Below are 16,261 nucleotides of genomic sequence, written 5' to 3' on the forward strand. Positions count from 1 at the left end.
GCCCCGCGGGGCGGGGCCCCGAACCGTATCCCCCCCCCTCTCCCAGCCCGCGGTCCCCCCGGCGGGCGGCCGGCCCCCCCCCAACCCCCCGCCCGCCCCCCCCCCGGGGGGGGGGGCCCCGGGGGCCCCCCACGCCCGGGGAGGGTTCCGGGTCCGCCGGTCGTCAGCCGGCCGCGCGGGCCCGCTCCTGCTCCTGATCCGGCTCGGGGTCGGTGGACAGGGAGTCGACCAGCACGTCGCGGTCCTCGCGGTTCTCCGGCTTGAGCAGCCCGATCGCCACGTACAGCACCAGCGAGGTCACCAGGGGCACTCCCACCACCATCGCGGTGTCCTTGGACTCGATGATCCACTTGATGTACGCCCAGACGCTCAGGCCCGCGGCCCAGGAGACGATGGCGGCGGTCGGCCCGCTCCTGCGGAACCAGGGCAGCATGCCCAGCATCAGCGGGATGGAGATCGGTCCCATCGTCGCCGCGACCAGGTCGACGACGATCTTCAGCACCACGCCCTGTCCCTCGGTGGAGATCGCGATCGCCATGCTGATCAGCACGAAGGTGAACGTGGTCACCCGGGCGAAGGTCAGCTCGGCGCGCGCCGACAGGTCGCGTACCTTGCGGACCAGCACCGGGGCGATGTCCCTGGTGATGACCGAGGAGATCACGTTGGCGTCGGAGGCCACCATGGCCATGGTGTGCGAGAAGAAGCCGGCGAGGACCAGGCCGATCACGCCCTGCGGCAGCAGGGTCTGCGCCAGCCGTACGTAGGCCTCCTCGGCGTTGGCCAGGCCCGGCACGATGAGCGGGGCGGCGAACATCGGGATGAACAGGATCAGCGGCCAGACCAGCCACAGCGCGCTGGACAGCAGGGCCGAGCGCTTGGCGGCCGAGCCCGAGGGGGAGGCCATGTAGCGCTGGGCCAGGTTCCACATGCCGCCGTTGTACTCGAAGGTCTTGATGAAGAGCAGGGCGAGGAAGAACGTCGTGGTGTACGGCCCGGAGAAGGGGTCGCCGTGGCCCGGCGGCAGCTTGTCCCACATGGTCCACAGGGTGGCGACGCCGTCCAGGTGGGCCATGATCGCGACGAACATGGCGATGCCCGCCACGCCCTGGATGACGAACTGCCCGAAGTCGGTGAGCACGTCCGCCCACAGGCCGCCCGCGGTGATGTAGATCAGCGTGACGGCCCCGGTGATCAGGATGCCCCACAGGATGGGGATGCCGGCGAAGCCCTTGAGCAGGATGGCGATCGCCACCCACTTGGCCGCGATGTCCACCACCTTCAGCAGCGCGCCGCTGTAGGCCAGCACCTGCTGGGTGGGCAGGTTGTAGCGCCGGGCGAGGTACTCCAGGGGGGAGACCACGCCGTGCTTGGAGCGGAGCCGGTTCCACCGGGCCGCCCAGACGAAGGCGCCGATGCCGACGCCGATGCCGATCGTCAGCGCCCACCAGACGTACATGGCGAGCCCGTAGTTGTACGCGACGGCCGCGAACGCCACGAACATGATCGCGCTGTAGCCCGACATGTGATGCGAGATGCCTGACAGCCACCAGGGGATACGTCCCCCGGCGGTGAAGAAGTCGGCCACGTTCCTGATGCGCTTCTTCGACCACACGCCGATGGCGATCATGACAAGGAAGTACGCGCCCAGAACGGACCAGTCGAGTGCGGACATATGTCTCCTCCCAACGCCCTATTGGTGAGGAGGTTCTACTACATGAAACGTAATGTCAATACATAGAATGGATGGCGCTTTCCATGGGGTGATTGTCATGTTATGAGTGATTAGTCGCTGTTCACGGGGTATCAACCGGTTCTGTGAAGGGCGGGGCCGCCTCCCGCGGCTTCCGGCGCGTCGTCGCGCAATTCACCACCCGTCTCGTTAACCTCCCTAACATGGCCACCCGTACGTCTAAAGGCGCCTCAGGAAAGCCCTCCGGCAGAGGATCCTCCGGCCGTTCGGGCGCCTCCTCGTCCCGTACGACCTCCGCCAGGCGGGGGCCCGCGACCCGGACGAGGAGTGCGGCACCGACCCGGAGCACGGCGTCCCGCGGTTCCGCGTCCCGTCCCCCCTCGCCGCGGCACGATCCGATCAGCTGGGTCCTCACCCTGGTCGGCAGGCTGTTCATGGGCGTCTGGATGCTGGTGGCCGGCGGCATCGGCGGCGCGGCGCGGGCCCTGGGGCAGAACGCGCGCGAGCTCGACCCCGTCCACCGCCGCGACGGCCTCGGCCTGGCCGTGTTCTCCGGGGCGATCGTGCTGGCCTCCATGACCTGGCGGCTGAGCACCGGGACGGTCTCCACCGTGGTCGACGGGGTCATGCGCGGGATCTTCGGGTCCCTGGCCTGGCTGATCCCGATCCTGCTGGTGCTGCTCGCCTGGCGGCTGATGCGCCACCCCGACCAGAACGCCGACACCGGCCGGATGATCATCGGCTGGTCGGCGCTCACCGTCGGCGTGCTCGGCATCGTGCACCTCGTCCACGACACGCCGTACCCCTCGGGGGGCGGCACGGACGGCATGGACAAGGTGTCGGCCGCCGGGGGCATGGTCGGCTTCATCGTCTCGGCGCCCCCGGCGAGCATCCTGCCCGCCTTCATCACCGTGCCGCTGCTGCTGATCCTGTCGGGCTTCGGCGTGCTGGTGATCACCGCCACGCCGGTGCACCGGGTCCCGGAACGGCTGTCGGAGATCCGGCACATGCTCTTCCACCGCGACCTGCCCCCGATGCCGCGGGTGTCCGGCAAGCGCCCGGCCACGCGCAAGAGGTCCGCGGCCGGGGGCGGCGGGCCGGGGGAGCCCGGGGAGCCCGGGGCCCCCGGGGACCACGTCAAGCCCTACGACACGCCCGTGATCGCCGAGACGCCGGGCAGGCCGGGGCACTCCCCGGAGATCGTGCCCGGCCTGGCCGAGGAGGCCGGTCCGCCCGAGGCCGAGAACCCGCTGGTCAGGGTCGATCCGCCCGAGCCGACCCCGGCGCCGCGCAAGGTCGAGCAGCTCGTGCTGTCCCCGCAGGCCGGGCCGTACACGCTGCCCGAGTCGCAGCTGCTGCGTCCCGGCACCGCGCCCAAGCCGCAGACCAAGGCCAACACCATCGTGGTCAACGCGCTGACCAGCGTGATGGAGCAGTTCGCGATCGACGCCCAGGTGATCGGCTTCACCCGGGGGCCGACGGTGACGCGCTACGAGATCGAGCTCGGCCCGGCGGTCAAGGTCGAGAAGGTCACCGCGCTCACCAAGAACATCGCCTACGCCGTCAAGTCGGCCGACGTGCGGATCCTGTCCCCGATCCCCGGCAAGTCCGCGATCGGGGTGGAGATCCCCAACACCGACAAGGACCTCGTCTCGCTCGGCGACATCCTGCGCTCCCCGGTCGCGCAGGCCGACCACCACCCGATGATCGTCGGGCTCGGCAAGGACGTCGAGGGGCGCACGATAGTGGCCAACCTCGCCAAGATGCCGCACCTGCTCATCGCGGGCGCCACCGGCGCCGGAAAGTCGGTCTGCGTCAACGGCCTGATCACCTCGATCCTGATGCGCGCCACGCCCGACGAGGTGCGCATGGTCCTGGTCGACCCCAAACGCGTCGAGCTCAGCGTGTACGAGGGCATCCCCCACCTCATCACGCCGATCATCACCAACCCCAAGAAGGCCGCCGAGGCGCTGGAATGGGTCGTCGGCGAGATGGACCGCCGCTACGACGACCTGGCGGCCAGCGGCTTCCGGCACGTCGACGACTTCAACAAGGCGGTGCGCACCGGCAAGCTGGTGCCGCCGCCGGGCAGCGAGCGCGTCTACCAGCCCTACCCGTACCTGCTGGTCATCGTCGACGAGCTCGCCGACCTGATGATGGTCGCCCCGCGCGACGTCGAGGACTCCATCGTCCGCATCACCCAGCTGGCCCGCGCCGCCGGCATCCACCTGGTCATCGCCACCCAGCGGCCCAGCGTGGACGTGGTCACCGGCCTGATCAAGGCCAACGTGCCCTCCCGGCTGGCGTTCGCCACCTCCTCGCTGGCCGACTCCCGGGTCATCCTGGACCAGCCGGGCGCCGAGAAGCTGGTCGGCCAGGGAGACTCCCTCTTCCTGCCGATGGGCGCCAGCAAGCCCATGCGGCTGCAGAACGCCTTCGTCTCCGAGAAGGAGATCGGCGAGATCGTCGGGCACTGCAAGGCCCAGATGGCGGTCGAGTACCGCGAGGACGTGGCCGCCTCGACCGCGGCCAAGAAGGAGATCGACGAGGACATCGGCGACGACCTCGACCTGCTGGTCCAGGCGGCCGAGCTGATCGTGACCACCCAGTTCGGCTCGACCTCGATGCTCCAGCGCAAGCTCCGGGTGGGCTTCGCCAAGGCGGGCCGGCTGATGGACCTGCTGGAGAGCAGGAACGTGGTCGGGCCGAGCGAGGGCTCCAAGGCGCGGGAGGTCATGGTCAAACCCGACGAACTCCCCGGCCTGCTGGCGGACCTGCGCGGACAATGACCCCCCTGCCCGTGGCGTTCTCCCCGGTTACTGGTTGAATGGAGGTCACTACGCAGCGTCGGGGGGCGGGGGGCGTGCGCCATGGGCATTGGCAGCGATCTGGCGGATGCACGGCGGTCCATGGGGATGACCGTCGGGCAGTTGAGCGCGCGGACACGGATCCGCGAGGTGCTGATCCAGGCGATCGAGCGGAACGACTTCTCCCAGTGCGGGGGTGACTTCTACGCGCGGGGCCACATCAGGAACATCGCCAAGGTCGTCGGGCTCGACCCGGAGGCGGTGGTGCACCGCTACGACGAGCAGCACGGGGGCGTGGCGCTCCCGGTAAGGGCCTCCACGGTCTTCCAGGCCGACATGCCGTTGAAGATCCGCGAGCGCCGCTCGCCGAACTGGACGACGGCCATGGCCCTGGCCCTGGGCGTCGTGGTGATCTTCGGCGTGGTGCGCACCATGGAGGGGGGCGACACCCCGATCGCGGACGTCCGCTCCGCCCCGGTGCCGGCCGCCTCGGCCCCGCCGCCGTCCGCCGCGGCGCCGGGCTCGCCGCGCCGGGCCGCGTCGCTGGCGAAGGAGAAGCGGAGCGACACGGTCGTCCTGCAGGTGAAGGCCAAGCGCACCTGCTGGCTCGACGTGGAGGACGCGGCCGGCCGGAAGATCTTCTCCGGGACGCTCAAGGCCGGGAAGACCTCGACCTGGAAGGCCAAGGACAGGGTGAGGGTCGTCTTCGACGACGCCGGGGCCGTCTCGCTGAAGGTGAACGGCAAGACCATGGGCACCCCGGGCAAGCGGGGGCAGACCGTCGACCGGTCCTTCGCCGCGCCCGCCGCGAACCGGCGCTAGCCCACCCGGCCCGCGCCCGCCGCGCACCGGCCCCGTCCCCGGGGCCGGTCCCGGTGCGCGACGGCCGGTGACGGCGCCGGGAGCGGTGGGAACGTGACGGCCCCGGCGCGGGACCGGCCCCGGTGCGCGACGGCCGGGGCCGCGAGGGCACCCGGGGGACGGGTCCACCGGCGGGGCCGGGCGGCCGCGCCGACCTGTGCGGCGGTGCCGGAATGGGGGGAGGTGCATCGGGTGGTGGCCAACTCCCGATACCGTAGTGTTCACCATGTCATCCCGCCGAACCGCATCGCTGATCACACTTGGCTGCGCCCGCAACGAGGTCGACTCCGAGGAGCTCGCCGCTCGTCTTGAGGCTGCCGGCTGGCAGCTGGACGACGACGAGCCCGACGTCGTCGTCGTCAACACGTGCGGCTTCATCGACTCAGCGAAAAAGGACTCCATCGACACGCTGCTCGCCGCGGCCGACTCCGGGGCCAAGGTGGTCGCCGCTGGCTGCATGGCGGAACGCTACGGGGACCAGCTCGCCGACGCGCTGCCCGAGGCCTCGGCCGTGGTCTCCTTCGACGACTACACCGAGATCGGCGCGCGCCTGGACGACGTGCTGGCGGGCAGGCCGCTCGTCCCGCACACGCCGCGCGACCGCAGGACCCTGCTGCCCATCTCGCCCGTGGACCGTGCCGCGGCCCCCAGGACCGCCATTCCCGGCCACGGCGAGCTGCCCCGGGGTGTCGCCCCCGCCAGCGGTCCCCGGCCGCTCCGCAAGCGTCTGGGCGACGGGCCGGTGGCCTCGCTGAAGCTGGCCTCCGGCTGCGACCGGCGCTGCACGTTCTGCGCCATCCCGGCCTTCCGCGGGGCGTACGTCTCGCGCGGCGCCGAGGAGCTGCTGGGCGAGGCCGCCTGGCTGGCCGGGGAGGGCGTCAAGGAGCTGGTCCTGGTCAGCGAGAACTCCACCTCCTACGGCAAGGACCTGGGGGACCTGCGGGCGTTGGAGAAGCTGCTGCCCTCCCTGGCCGCGATCGACGGGATCGAGCGGGTCCGAGTCAGCTACCTGCAGCCCGCCGAGCTCCGCCCGGGGCTACTGGAGATCATCTCCTCCACCGAGGGCGTCGCCCCCTACTTCGACCTGTCCTTCCAGCACGCGTCCGGCCCGGTGCTGCGCCGGATGCGGCGCTTCGGCGACCCCGCGCGCTTCCTCGACCTGCTGGCGTCGATCCGCCGCCTCGCCCCCGAGGCGGGGGTGCGGTCCAACTTCATCGTGGGCTTCCCGGGCGAGACCGAGCAGGAGTTCGCCGACCTGACCGGTTTCCTGCAGGAGGCCAGGCTCGACGTCATCGGCGTCTTCGGCTACTCCGACGAGGACGGCACCGAGGCGGCCTCGCTGCCGGGCAAGCTCGATCAGGAGGTCGTGGACGCCCGCGTCTCCGCCCTCACCGAGCTGGCCGAGGAGCTGATGGCCCAGCGGGCCGAGGAGCGGATCGGCACCGAGGTCGACGTCCTGATCGAGGAGGACCTCGGCGACGGCGGCTACGAGGGCCGTGCCGCGCACCAGGGGCCCGAGGTGGACGGCTCGGTGACGGTCCAGGGCATCGGGCTGGTGCCCGGGCAGATCGTCCGGGCGGTCGTGGTCGACTCGGAGGGGGTCGACCTGATCGCCCGTATCAAGGCGGCCTCGTGAGCGTGCCGCCGGGCCGGGAGGGCGTATGACCAACACGCCAGAGACCGGCACCGATTCGACCGCGGCGTCCGCGCGCCCCCCGGTGAGCGCGTGGAACATCGCCAACGTCGTGACGGTGATACGGCTGGCGTTGGTCCCGTTCTTCGTGGCCTGCCTGTTCCTGCCCGGATCGGGCTGGCGGGCCGCCGCGCTGGTGGTCTTCGTGGTTGCCTCGTTCACCGACCTGCTCGACGGTGAGCTGGCCCGCCGCTACGGGCTGATCACCGACTTCGGGAAGATCGCCGACCCGATCGCCGACAAGGCGCTCATCGGTGCCGCGCTGATCGGCCTGTCGGTGCTGGGGGAGCTGCCCTGGTGGGTCACCGTGGTGATCCTGGGCCGGGAGCTGGGGGTCACCGCGCTGAGGTTCGCGGTCATCCGGCACGGCGTCATCCCGGCCAGCTACGGCGGGAAGGTCAAGACCGTCCTGCAGATCGGCGCGATCGTCTGCTACATCTGGCCCGGGGTGCCCGGGCCGGTCCGCTGGGTCGTGATGGGCGCGGCGGCCCTGGTCACCGTGGTCACCGGCGTCGACTACGTGATCCGGGCGATCAAGCTTCGCCAGGTCGCGAAACGGGCGAGGGCCGTATGAGCGGCGTGGGCGAGGACCGGGTGGGCGGGCGCCTGCTCGCGAGCACCGCGGTGATCTCCCTGCTCGTCCGCCGGGGAGAGACGGTGGCGGTGGCCGAGTCGCTGACCGCCGGGCTGATCGGCGCGGCCCTCACCGCCCCGCCCGGGGCCTCCGCGGCCTTCGTGGGCGGGGTCGTCTCCTACGCCACCGAACTCAAGCACCGCCTGCTGGGCGTCCCCGCCGATCTCCTGGAGCGCGAGGGGGCCGTGCATCCGCACGTCGCCGCCGCCATGGCGCAGGGGGTGCGCCTGCTGACCGGCTCCACGTACGGCCTGGCCGCCACCGGGGTGGCCGGTCCCGACCCGCAGGACGGCAAAGCTCCCGGTACCGTCCACCTGGCCGTTAGCGGTCCCGATGGGCGGGTATGGCATCGGGATCCACGACCGACCGGGACGCGCGAGCGTATCCGGGAGGCGACGGTGAATGAGGCTGTGGACCTTCTCAGAGGTGTGCTGGAGGCGAACGTGGGGGAACATTCCGGGTGATTACCGCGTTACGTCCCCAGCGAACATGCTCCGCTTGGTCTGCCGCGGCATCGGTTGATACAGGTACGGTGGAACCGTGAGTGAGGTAAAGGTCAAGCGATGATGACGGCGAGGAGTATGTACCAAGGGTCGCGTTCGAAGAACGGGCGGCACGAACCGATTGCGCGGAGTGTCGTGAAGACATCCGCGCCGGGGAGGGAGCGACAGATGGTCCTGCTGCGTCAGCTGCTCGGTGACGTGCTGCGGCGGCTGAGGGTGCGGCAGAGTCGCACCCTTCGTGAGGTGTCCACATTGGCTCGTGTTTCTCTCGGCTATCTGTCCGAGGTGGAGCGTGGCCAGAAGGAGGCCTCGTCGGAGCTGCTCGCGTCGATCTGCGGTGCCTTGGGCGTGCCGCTTTCACAGGTGCTCCGTGAGGTTTCCGACCAGTTCGCATTGGCCGAGCTTCAGCACGCTCCGGTGCTGGCGGGCGATGTCCCCGAGCGGGAGCGTCTGCCGATTCCCGAGACCGTGCCCGAGTCCGTTTTCCCCGAGGTCAACGACATGGTCGCCGCCTAGCCGGTCGGCCGTTCCGGCTGGCAGTGACGACACCAGACGATGAGCCGCTCCTGCGGCTCCGCCCCCATCTCCCCACGACTGATCCGATGCCCGCAGCGTAGGCACGGCCGTCCGGCCCTGCCGTAGACCCAGGTGCCCCGTCCCGGACGGGAGTCGCCGGTGGTCGTCCTGTCCGGGCGATCCCTGTTGCCGTCCATCAGCCTCCGCGCGAGCGACACGATCGCTCCCAGATCCTCGACCGCCCCCACCGGCCGCCAGGGCGACACCCCGGCCAGGAAGAGCGTCTCGGCGCGGTAGATGGTGCCGATCCCCGCGAGGTTGCGCTGATCGAGCAGCGCGACCCCGATGCTCGTCTCCGGCCGCCGTGCCAGCCGTCGCAGCGCCTCGGCCTCGTCCCAGTCCGCCCCGAGCAGGTCCGGTCCCAGATGGCCGACGAGCCGATCCTCCTGCCCGGTCGCGACCAGGTCGACCATGCCCAGCCGCACCCCCGCCGCCTGCCAGGTGTCGTTGGCCAGCACCAGACGGACCACGTCCCCGCGCGGCAGCCCACGCCCGGCCGGCGAGACCTGCCAGCTCCCCTCCATCCGCAGGTGGGTGTGGACGGTCAGATCCCCCTCGACCCTGGTGAGCAGGTGCTTGCCGCGCGCGACGGTCTCCAGCACCGTGCGGCCGGTCAGGTCCGCCGTGGCGTACCGCGGCACGCGGAAGTCCGAACGGACCAGGATTCTCCCGTCGAGCGCCCGGCCGAGCCGCACGGCGGCGCGGTGGACGACGTCACCCTCGGGCACGGTCCCCGCCGCGGGCCGGGAGGCGGATCGGCGTCCGCGGCACGCTCAGCCCCAGGCCGCGGGGTCGGCGGACAGGCTGCGGACCCGCTCGGGCAGGGCCCCGGTGGCGACGTTCTCGAGCGTGACCTCCTCAAGGATGGCCCGCTCGCTGGCACGCAGGGCGATCCAGACCTGCTGCAGGGACTCGGCGGGACCCCGGTAGCCGACGTGCTCGGGGCGTTCCCCCCGGACGTTGGCCAGCGGGCCGTCGACGGCGCGGATCACGTCGGCGAGGCTGATCTCGGCGGGCGGCCGGGCCAGCACGTAGCCCCCCTCGGGGCCGCGCTGGCCGCGGACCAGCCCGGCCCGGCGCATCTGGAGCAGGATGTTCTCGAGGTACTTCGGGGGCATGTCCTGCTCCTTGGCGAGCTCGCCCACCGTGGTGGGGCCGTCACCCGCGGCGGCGAGTTCGGCGGCGGCACGGAGGGCATAGTCGACACGAGCGGATAGGCGCATGTAACCGATTATCCCGCCTGCTATTGGTTCCTTACGCGCGCGGGGCCCCGTGAGCCGTCGCGCGGCCCGTCACCCTGGGTCACGACGGGCTCCTGCGGTGACGCGCCGTCACCGGCGCGGCCGCGCGCGATGCGCCCTCGCGACGGTCCGTTCCGACGGGCGGACGGGCGGGCCGCGCGCGGTCCCCCGGGCGCGTCGCCGGTGACAGGGCAGGTCAGCCGTTCCGCGGGGAGCGCTCCGGGCGGCACGGCCGGTCGGTGACGGCCTCGGCGACGGGGCGGTCCGGCGCGGCGGGACCCACCCGGCGGGAGCCGGTACGCCCCCCTCCGGGACCGCGCTCCGCAGCGGATATTACGGATATTTCGGGAATGTCGGGAGTTCGGAACACCGTGGCGGGCGATCGAGGGACGCGCGGGCCCCCGCCGGAACGCCGCCCGCCCCCGCCCCCGGCCGCTCGGGACGACCGGCCCGTTCCCCTGCCCGGCGCCGGGGCCCTCCGATCCCCGGGAATCGTCGTCCCGGTGGGCCGGCGCGACGTGGAGCGGCCCGGGACGCGGGCGGGGTCCGAGTGGGGCCCGGCTGGGGCCCGGGTGGGGGGCTCGGGCGGGCGTGGCGCGGGCGGGCGTGGCGCGGGCGCGTCCGGGGTCGGCCGGGCTAAACTACAGGAAGCCTTATTAATGAATGGGACAGCTATTCTCGGGCCGATGTGATTAACACGGGGAAACGGCGAGCAAGAGAGCATGCACATGGAGCGACGTCCTGGCGTGCCCAGGCTGTTGAGGGAGATCAACGACAGGGCCGCCCTGGAGTTGCTGCTCGCCTCCGGTCCCCTGACGCGGGGGCAGATCGGCGAGCTCACCGGCCTGTCCAAGGTGACGGCGTCGCAAACGCTCGCCCGGCTGGAGGGGCGCGGCCTGGTGGAGGTCGCCGGGGAACAGGCGGGTGGCCGCGGGCCCAATGCCGCGCTTTACGGGATCATTTCCTCTTCCGCCTATGTGGCGGGTCTGGACGTCGGCCCGGAATTCGTCACCACCGCCATCGCCGATATCCACGGTGAGATCGTGGCCGAGGTGCGGGTCGCGCCGGACGGGCACGACGACCCGGTGGCACTCGTGCACAGCTCGGTGGTCAAGGCCTGCCGGTCGGCGAAGGTGGCGCTGTCCAAGCTGCGCTCGGTCGTCATCGGCACCCCCGGCGTGGTCGACCCCCGTACCGGTGACGTGCGGTTCTCCTTCGACCTGCCCGGCTGGCACGAGGGCATCCACGAGGCGCTCGCCCGTGACCTGCGGCGCGACATCAGGATCGAGAACGACGTGAACCTCGTCGCCATCGCCGAGCGCACCCTGGGCGCGGCCCGCGAGGCCGACGACTTCGTGCTCCTGTGGGTGGGCCGGGGCATCGGCCTCGGCGTCGTGCTCGGCGGGCGCCTGCACCGCGGCCGCTCCGGCAGCGCGGGGGAGATCGGCTACCTGCCGGTCCCCGGCGTGCCGCTGGCCGAGGACGTACGGGCCGTGCCGGGCAGGTTGCCCTCGCTCGCCGGGGGCCTGCAGTCCCTGGTCAGCGCGGAGGCCGTGGCCGAGCTCGCCGGGACGTACGGGTTCGAGGGCGACAGCGCCGCCGAGTGCGTGGCGGCGGCGGTCGCGGCGGGGGAGCGCGGAGAGGCCCTGATCAACGAGATCGCCGGGCGGCTGGCCCTGGGCGTGGCGTCGGTCTGCGTCGTGCTCGACCCCGGCCTCGTGGTGCTCGCGGGAGAGGTCAGCACGGCCGGGGGTGACGCGCTCACCTCCAGGATCGAGGAGGCGGTGGCGCGCAGCTGCCCGATCAGGCCGCAGGTGGTGGCCAGCGAGGTCACCGGCAACCCGGTGCTGCGCGGGGCCGTCATCGCCGCACTGGAACAGGCCAGGGAAGAGATCTTCGCCTCCTGACACCCCGGCGACACTTCGGGATCATGGCCGGTCGGCACGCGTGTCGACGACGTTCCGCGCCGACCTCTCCTGAGCGTCGAGAAGCTCGTCGCCGTGCTCGGCCGCCCAGCGTCCGAGGGCTTTCATCGGGCCGTCGACCAGGCTCTGTCCCAAGGCCGTCAGGGCGTACTCGACACGCGGCGGGGCTTCGGCATGTGCGCGGCGGTCGATCAGCCCGTTCGCGAGCAGGCGATGCAACGCGTCCGTCAGCACCTTGTCACTGATGCCGCCGATGGCGTCGCGTAGTTCGCGCCGTCGGCACGGCCCGGAGGCAAGAGCCGCCAGGACCACGGAATCCCACGTGTGGGCGAACAGATCGGTGGCCGCACGCACACGGCAGTCCGCCACGAACTCGTCTCGGTCCATGTCCTGATCGCTCCTCTCACCGAAGCATGATCGCCTGTTCGTTGCGCACCGATCGGTGCGCAACGGCTTCTCTACCGTGGCCACCGGACGATCGGCGCTCGACGCGAGTGCGCGAGTGCGCGAGTGCATGAGAGGGGTACGCGGATGCGCATCGGAATTCTGGGCACGGGAATGCTGGCGACGGCACTCGGCGAGGGCTGGGCCCGCGCCGGACACGAGCTGACCGTCGCCGGGCGATCTCCGGCCAAGGCGCAGGAGCTCGCTGACCGGCTGGGCAGGAGGGCGCGCGCCCTCACGCCGCGCCAGGCCGTCGCGGATCGCGATGCCGTGCTGCTCGCGGTGTCGTGGCAGGGCGCCGAGGACATGCTGTGCAGCGCGGGCGCGGCTGACGGCTCGCTGGAGGGAACTGCGTTGATCGACCCGACGAACGCCGTCGAGCACGGCGTGGGTGTGGTGCTGACCGGACCCGGCGAGGCGATGGCCCGGCGGATCGCCAGGCTGTCTCCGGGCGCGCACGTCGTGAAAGCCTTCCACCTGTTCCCCTCCGATCGGTGGACGAGGCCTCGCGCCACCGGCGAACCCCCCGTCACGGTGGCGATGTGCGGTGACGATCCGGAAGCGTTGCGCGTTGTCGGCGAACTGGTCCGCGATGTCGGCGGAGTCCCGGCGGTGCTGGGGTCGCTGGATCGCGTTCGCCAGCTTGAGGAGGTCGCGGGTTTCGTCATCGGGCTGGCCTTCGCCGGTACCGACCCCAGCTCCGCGATTCCACGCGTCCCGTCAGCGGCCGGGTGACACCCGCGCCGACAGTCGCGATCTCGGCGTGGCGGTCGCACGATGAAGGCCGTCGCGTGATCGCCCGGTGACCCGTCGTCGCTTGTCTCGCGCGTTCCGCGTCTGTAGCATTCGAGGTGAAAAATAAACAAGAAAGTTTCCTAATAATTGCTTGCCGGGGGTCGCGTGCCCCGGCGCCTGCCCGGGGAAGCCGCCTGCGAGGGAGACGGACAGGATGTCGTACGGCCCCTTCGACCTGCGGGGGATCCCGCTGGCGCTGCACCTGAACGGCCCGGTCGACGTCCCGGCGCTGCTGGGCGCGTGCGCGGCCGTGGGCCGGCTGCACCCGGTGCTCGGCCGGGTCAGGGTCACCCGTACCGAGACGGCGCCCGAGCGCTACCCCGCGCTGGCCGAGGCCGAGGTCGCGCGCCCGTTCGACCTGGACCGCGGCCCGCTCGCCCGGTTCACCCTCGTGACCGTGGGACCCGGGCGCGTCCGGCTGCTCTTCGTGGCGCACCCGACGGTGTTCGACGCCGCCTCCAAGGACGTCCTGCTCGGGGAGCTGGCCGACGTCTACTTCTCGCGGGCCGCCCCGGCCCGCACCGCGGTCCCGGCACGGCGGCCCGCCCCCTCCCGAGCGAACGCCCCGTCCGTTACGGACGCGTCCGGGGACGCCGAGGCGTTCTGGGCGGAACGCCACCGCGAGCCCGCCGAGCCCGTCCTGCCGGGCCTGCGGGCCGTCCCGGACGGCACCGGCCCCGGTGAGATCGTGGAGATGGTGCTCGGCGCCGCGGAGTCGGGCGCGCTGACCGAGGCCGCCACGGTCCTGGGCGCGACCAGGTTCGAGCTGCTGCTGGCGGCCCTGGGCGCGCTGCTGCGCCACTACGGCACCGCGGCCTCGCCGCTCGCCCTCGACCTCGGCACCCGTACTCCGGAGACGCGCGAGCGCATCGGGCCGTTCACGGCGCGGGTGCCGTTCGTCCCGCATCCCGGGCCGGAGGAGGAGTTCCCGGCGCACGTGCGCGCGGTCCGGGCCGAGCTGCGGGCCATGTACCGCTTCCGGCACGCGCCGCCCGAGCCCTCCCGCGCGCCGGTGCTGCTCAGCTACCGCAGGCGGGCGGAGGTCCCGGAGTTCGCCGGGGTGGCGGCGGGGGTGGAGTGGACGGTCTTCAACGGGACCGCCCGCGGCGCGCTGCACGTCCAGGCGGTGGACGCCGGGCGGAGTCTCACCCTGGGACTGCGCTTCAACCCCGCGGCGATCGATCGTGAGGACGTCTCCAGGATCGCCGGGGACCTGCGGGCGCTGCTGCGCGCCGTCCCGGCCGCGCCCCGCTCCTCGATCGCGGACCTGACGCGGACGTCCGCTCCCGTCGCGGAGAGCGTCCCGGGGTGACCGGCGGCGACCGGCGGCGACAGGTGGTGGCCGACGGCGACCGGTGGTGCCCGGCACGGCCAGGGCGTCGGCCCCGGAGGCCGGGTCCCGCCGCCGCGGGGGAGGACGGGAGCGGGACGCCGGCGGGGAGGGCGGCCTCAGACGCCGAGGAGTTCGGCCGCGGCCTGGGCGTTGGCGCGGGCGGCGCCGTAGGTGGCCAGGTAGGTGACGCCCTCGGGACGCCAGATCGGCAGGCCCATCTCCACCACCGTGGCGTCGGGGCGGGCGGCCAGCAGCGCGGAGACCACCGACTTGCTGGTCTCGTAGCGGTGGGCGTCCTTGACGACCACGACCAGGGAGCGGCCCGAGGCGCGCTCCAGGATGGCCTGCACGTCGGCGGCCTCCGGCTTGACCCGCAGCACCTCCGCCTGCGGCAGCAGCGGCGTGAAGCCCCAGGGCACGTCGCCGACCGCGATGGTCGGCGGGGTGTCCACCTCGACCACCAGCGGGTCGACCAGCGGGGACGCCGAACCGGTGAGGCTGACCGCGCGGCGGGCGGCGGTCAGGCCGATGACCTCCTGCTCGGCCTCGCCGGTGCGCGGCGTGCCGAACCAGGCGCGCAGCGCGGCCACCCGCTCGGCGGCGGCCTCCAGCCGGGCCACGGGCAGCCGCCCGTCCTGGACGGCGGCGACGATCTCGTCCACGATCCGGCGGACGTCGTTCTCGTCGGGGATCGGGCCGAGGCAGAGCAGGTCGGCCCCGGCGGCCAGCGAGAGCACCGCGCCGCCCGCCAGGCCGTAGGTGTCGGTGACGGCCCGCATGTCCAGGGCGTCGGTGACGATCACGCCGTCGTAGGCCAGCTCGCCGCGCAGCAGGCCGGTCAGCGCGGCCGGGGAGAGCGTCGCGGGCAGGTCGCCGGTCAGGGCGGGGACGCGCACGTGGGCGGTCATCACGGACCTGGTCCCGGCGCCGATCGCGGCGCGGAAGGGGACGAGCTCTCGCTCGCGCAGCAGGTCCACCGAGGCGTCGACGAGCGGGACCTCCAGGTGGGAGTCCTGCCGGGTCGCGCCGTGGCCGGGGAAGTGCTTGACGCAGGCGGCCACCCCGGCCGACTGCAGGCCGTCGACCGCGGCCACGGTGTGCCGGGCCACCAGCGCGGTCTCGGCCCCGAACGAGCGGGTGCCGATCACCGGGTTGTCCTCGGCGGTGTTGACGTCCGCGGACGGGGCCATGTCCAGGTTGACGCCGCAGCGCGCCAGGTCGTCGCCGATGGACCGGTAGACGCGGCGGGTGAGCTCGACGTCGTCCACCGCGCCGAGGGCGGCGTTGCCCGGGTACGGGCTGCCCACGTGGTAGGCGAGCCTGGTGACGTCGCCGCCCTCCTCGTCCAGCGAGACGACCGGGTCGGCGGCCTCACGCAGGCGGGTGGTGAGGGCGGAGAGCTGCGCGGCGTCGGCGACGTTGAAGCCGAAGAGCGTGACGCCGCCGAGACCGTTCTCCAGCTCCCGCAGGACCCACTCGGGTGCCTCGGTGCCCTGGAACGCGGCGAGCAGGGTGCCGGACGCCAGGCGGCGCAGCCCTCGGTCTCCACGGTCCGCGATGAGCTCAGACATGGCGGTAGGGGTTCCTAACCTGTGATGGGGAGGATGTCGGACAGTGCGTGGCAGGCAGGGGTGGGGCCGGGGGGGGGGGGGGGGGGGGGGGGGGGGGCGGGGCGCGGGGGGGCGGGGGGGGGGGGGGGGGGGGGGGGGGGGGGGGGGGGGGGGGGGGGGGGGGGGGGGGGGGGGGGGGGGGGGGGTTA

General features: G+C 72.7%; 14 protein-coding genes. 9 read left to right on the forward strand and 5 right to left on the reverse strand.

Features of this window, described 5'->3' with window-relative positions; genetic code table 11:
* Positions 1–163: 163 nt before the first annotated feature.
* Complete coding sequence (locus tag ACIBCT_RS20330; protein WP_399190636.1) at positions 164–1,672, reverse strand: sodium:solute symporter family protein; 1,509 nt, start codon at positions 1,670–1,672, stop codon at positions 164–166.
* Between the two features lie 221 nt (positions 1,673–1,893).
* Here ACIBCT_RS20330 and ACIBCT_RS20335 point away from each other — a divergent pair, with 221 nt between their 5' ends.
* From ACIBCT_RS20335 to ACIBCT_RS20360, 6 genes are all read left to right on the forward strand, one after another.
* On the forward strand, positions 1,894–4,479 hold the full coding sequence (locus ACIBCT_RS20335; protein ID WP_399190638.1) for a DNA translocase FtsK 4TM domain-containing protein: 2,586 nt from the start codon (positions 1,894–1,896) through the stop codon (positions 4,477–4,479).
* An 81-nt stretch (positions 4,480–4,560) separates the two neighbouring features.
* Positions 4,561–5,319, forward strand: a complete 759-nt coding sequence (locus ACIBCT_RS20340; RefSeq protein ID WP_399190640.1) for a helix-turn-helix domain-containing protein — start codon at positions 4,561–4,563, stop codon at positions 5,317–5,319.
* Between the two features lie 265 nt (positions 5,320–5,584).
* Positions 5,585–6,994 carry a 30S ribosomal protein S12 methylthiotransferase RimO gene (rimO, locus tag ACIBCT_RS20345; protein WP_399190642.1) on the forward strand — a complete coding sequence of 470 codons (1,410 nt, stop codon included), beginning with the start codon at positions 5,585–5,587 and terminating at the stop codon, positions 6,992–6,994.
* A gap of 25 nt (positions 6,995–7,019) precedes the next feature.
* The gene (pgsA, locus tag ACIBCT_RS20350; RefSeq protein ID WP_399190644.1) at positions 7,020–7,625 is read left to right on the forward strand and encodes a CDP-diacylglycerol--glycerol-3-phosphate 3-phosphatidyltransferase; all 606 of its coding nucleotides are present in this window, start codon (positions 7,020–7,022) and stop codon (positions 7,623–7,625) included.
* Positions 7,622–8,149 (forward strand): CinA family protein, encoded by a 528-nt coding sequence (locus tag ACIBCT_RS20355; RefSeq protein ID WP_399190646.1) that lies wholly within the window; start codon positions 7,622–7,624, stop codon positions 8,147–8,149. Before pgsA ends, ACIBCT_RS20355 begins: the two co-directional genes overlap by 4 nt.
* Before the next feature lie 207 nt (positions 8,150–8,356).
* Positions 8,357–8,704 carry a helix-turn-helix transcriptional regulator gene (locus ACIBCT_RS20360; protein ID WP_344905173.1) on the forward strand — a complete coding sequence of 116 codons (348 nt, stop codon included), beginning with the start codon at positions 8,357–8,359 and terminating at the stop codon, positions 8,702–8,704.
* Here the strand turns inward: ACIBCT_RS20360 and ACIBCT_RS20365 are convergent.
* Together ACIBCT_RS20365 and ACIBCT_RS20370 are read right to left on the reverse strand one after the other, a co-directional pair.
* Positions 8,701–9,492: an Fpg/Nei family DNA glycosylase gene (locus ACIBCT_RS20365; RefSeq protein ID WP_399190648.1), complete on the reverse strand. Its 792-nt coding sequence runs from the start codon at positions 9,490–9,492 to the stop codon at positions 8,701–8,703. The two genes, ACIBCT_RS20360 and ACIBCT_RS20365, sit on opposite strands and share 4 nt — an antisense overlap.
* 45 nt (positions 9,493–9,537) lie before the next feature.
* Positions 9,538–9,987: an Rrf2 family transcriptional regulator gene (locus tag ACIBCT_RS20370; protein ID WP_344905167.1), complete on the reverse strand. Its 450-nt coding sequence runs from the start codon at positions 9,985–9,987 to the stop codon at positions 9,538–9,540.
* Between the two features lie 746 nt (positions 9,988–10,733).
* On the opposite strand from ACIBCT_RS20370, the gene ACIBCT_RS20375 reads away from it, so the two are divergent.
* Positions 10,734–11,912: an ROK family transcriptional regulator gene (locus ACIBCT_RS20375; RefSeq protein ID WP_344905164.1), complete on the forward strand. Its 1,179-nt coding sequence runs from the start codon at positions 10,734–10,736 to the stop codon at positions 11,910–11,912.
* Positions 11,913–11,933: 21 nt separating this feature from the next.
* On the opposite strand, the gene ACIBCT_RS20380 is transcribed toward ACIBCT_RS20375, so the two are convergent.
* Positions 11,934–12,317 (reverse strand): winged helix-turn-helix transcriptional regulator, encoded by a 384-nt coding sequence (locus ACIBCT_RS20380; RefSeq protein ID WP_399190650.1) that lies wholly within the window; start codon positions 12,315–12,317, stop codon positions 11,934–11,936.
* Between the two features lie 144 nt (positions 12,318–12,461).
* Between ACIBCT_RS20380 and ACIBCT_RS20385 the strand changes: the two genes are divergently transcribed.
* The gene (locus ACIBCT_RS20385; RefSeq protein WP_399190652.1) at positions 12,462–13,109 is read left to right on the forward strand and encodes an NADPH-dependent F420 reductase; all 648 of its coding nucleotides are present in this window, start codon (positions 12,462–12,464) and stop codon (positions 13,107–13,109) included.
* A gap of 214 nt (positions 13,110–13,323) precedes the next feature.
* A complete protein-coding gene (locus ACIBCT_RS20390) occupies positions 13,324–14,481 on the forward strand; it encodes a condensation domain-containing protein (RefSeq protein WP_399190654.1) in 1,158 nt (385 codons plus the stop codon).
* Between the two features lie 137 nt (positions 14,482–14,618).
* Here ACIBCT_RS20390 and ACIBCT_RS20395 read toward each other — a convergent pair whose 3' ends face one another.
* Positions 14,619–16,073 carry a glycoside hydrolase family 3 protein gene (locus ACIBCT_RS20395; RefSeq protein WP_399190656.1) on the reverse strand — a complete coding sequence of 485 codons (1,455 nt, stop codon included), beginning with the start codon at positions 16,071–16,073 and terminating at the stop codon, positions 14,619–14,621.
* Positions 16,074–16,261: the final 188 nt, after the last annotated feature.

This window comes from Streptosporangium sp. NPDC050855 (assembly GCF_044456585.1).
Classification (GTDB): Bacteria; Actinomycetota; Actinomycetes; order Streptosporangiales; family Streptosporangiaceae; genus Streptosporangium; species Streptosporangium longisporum.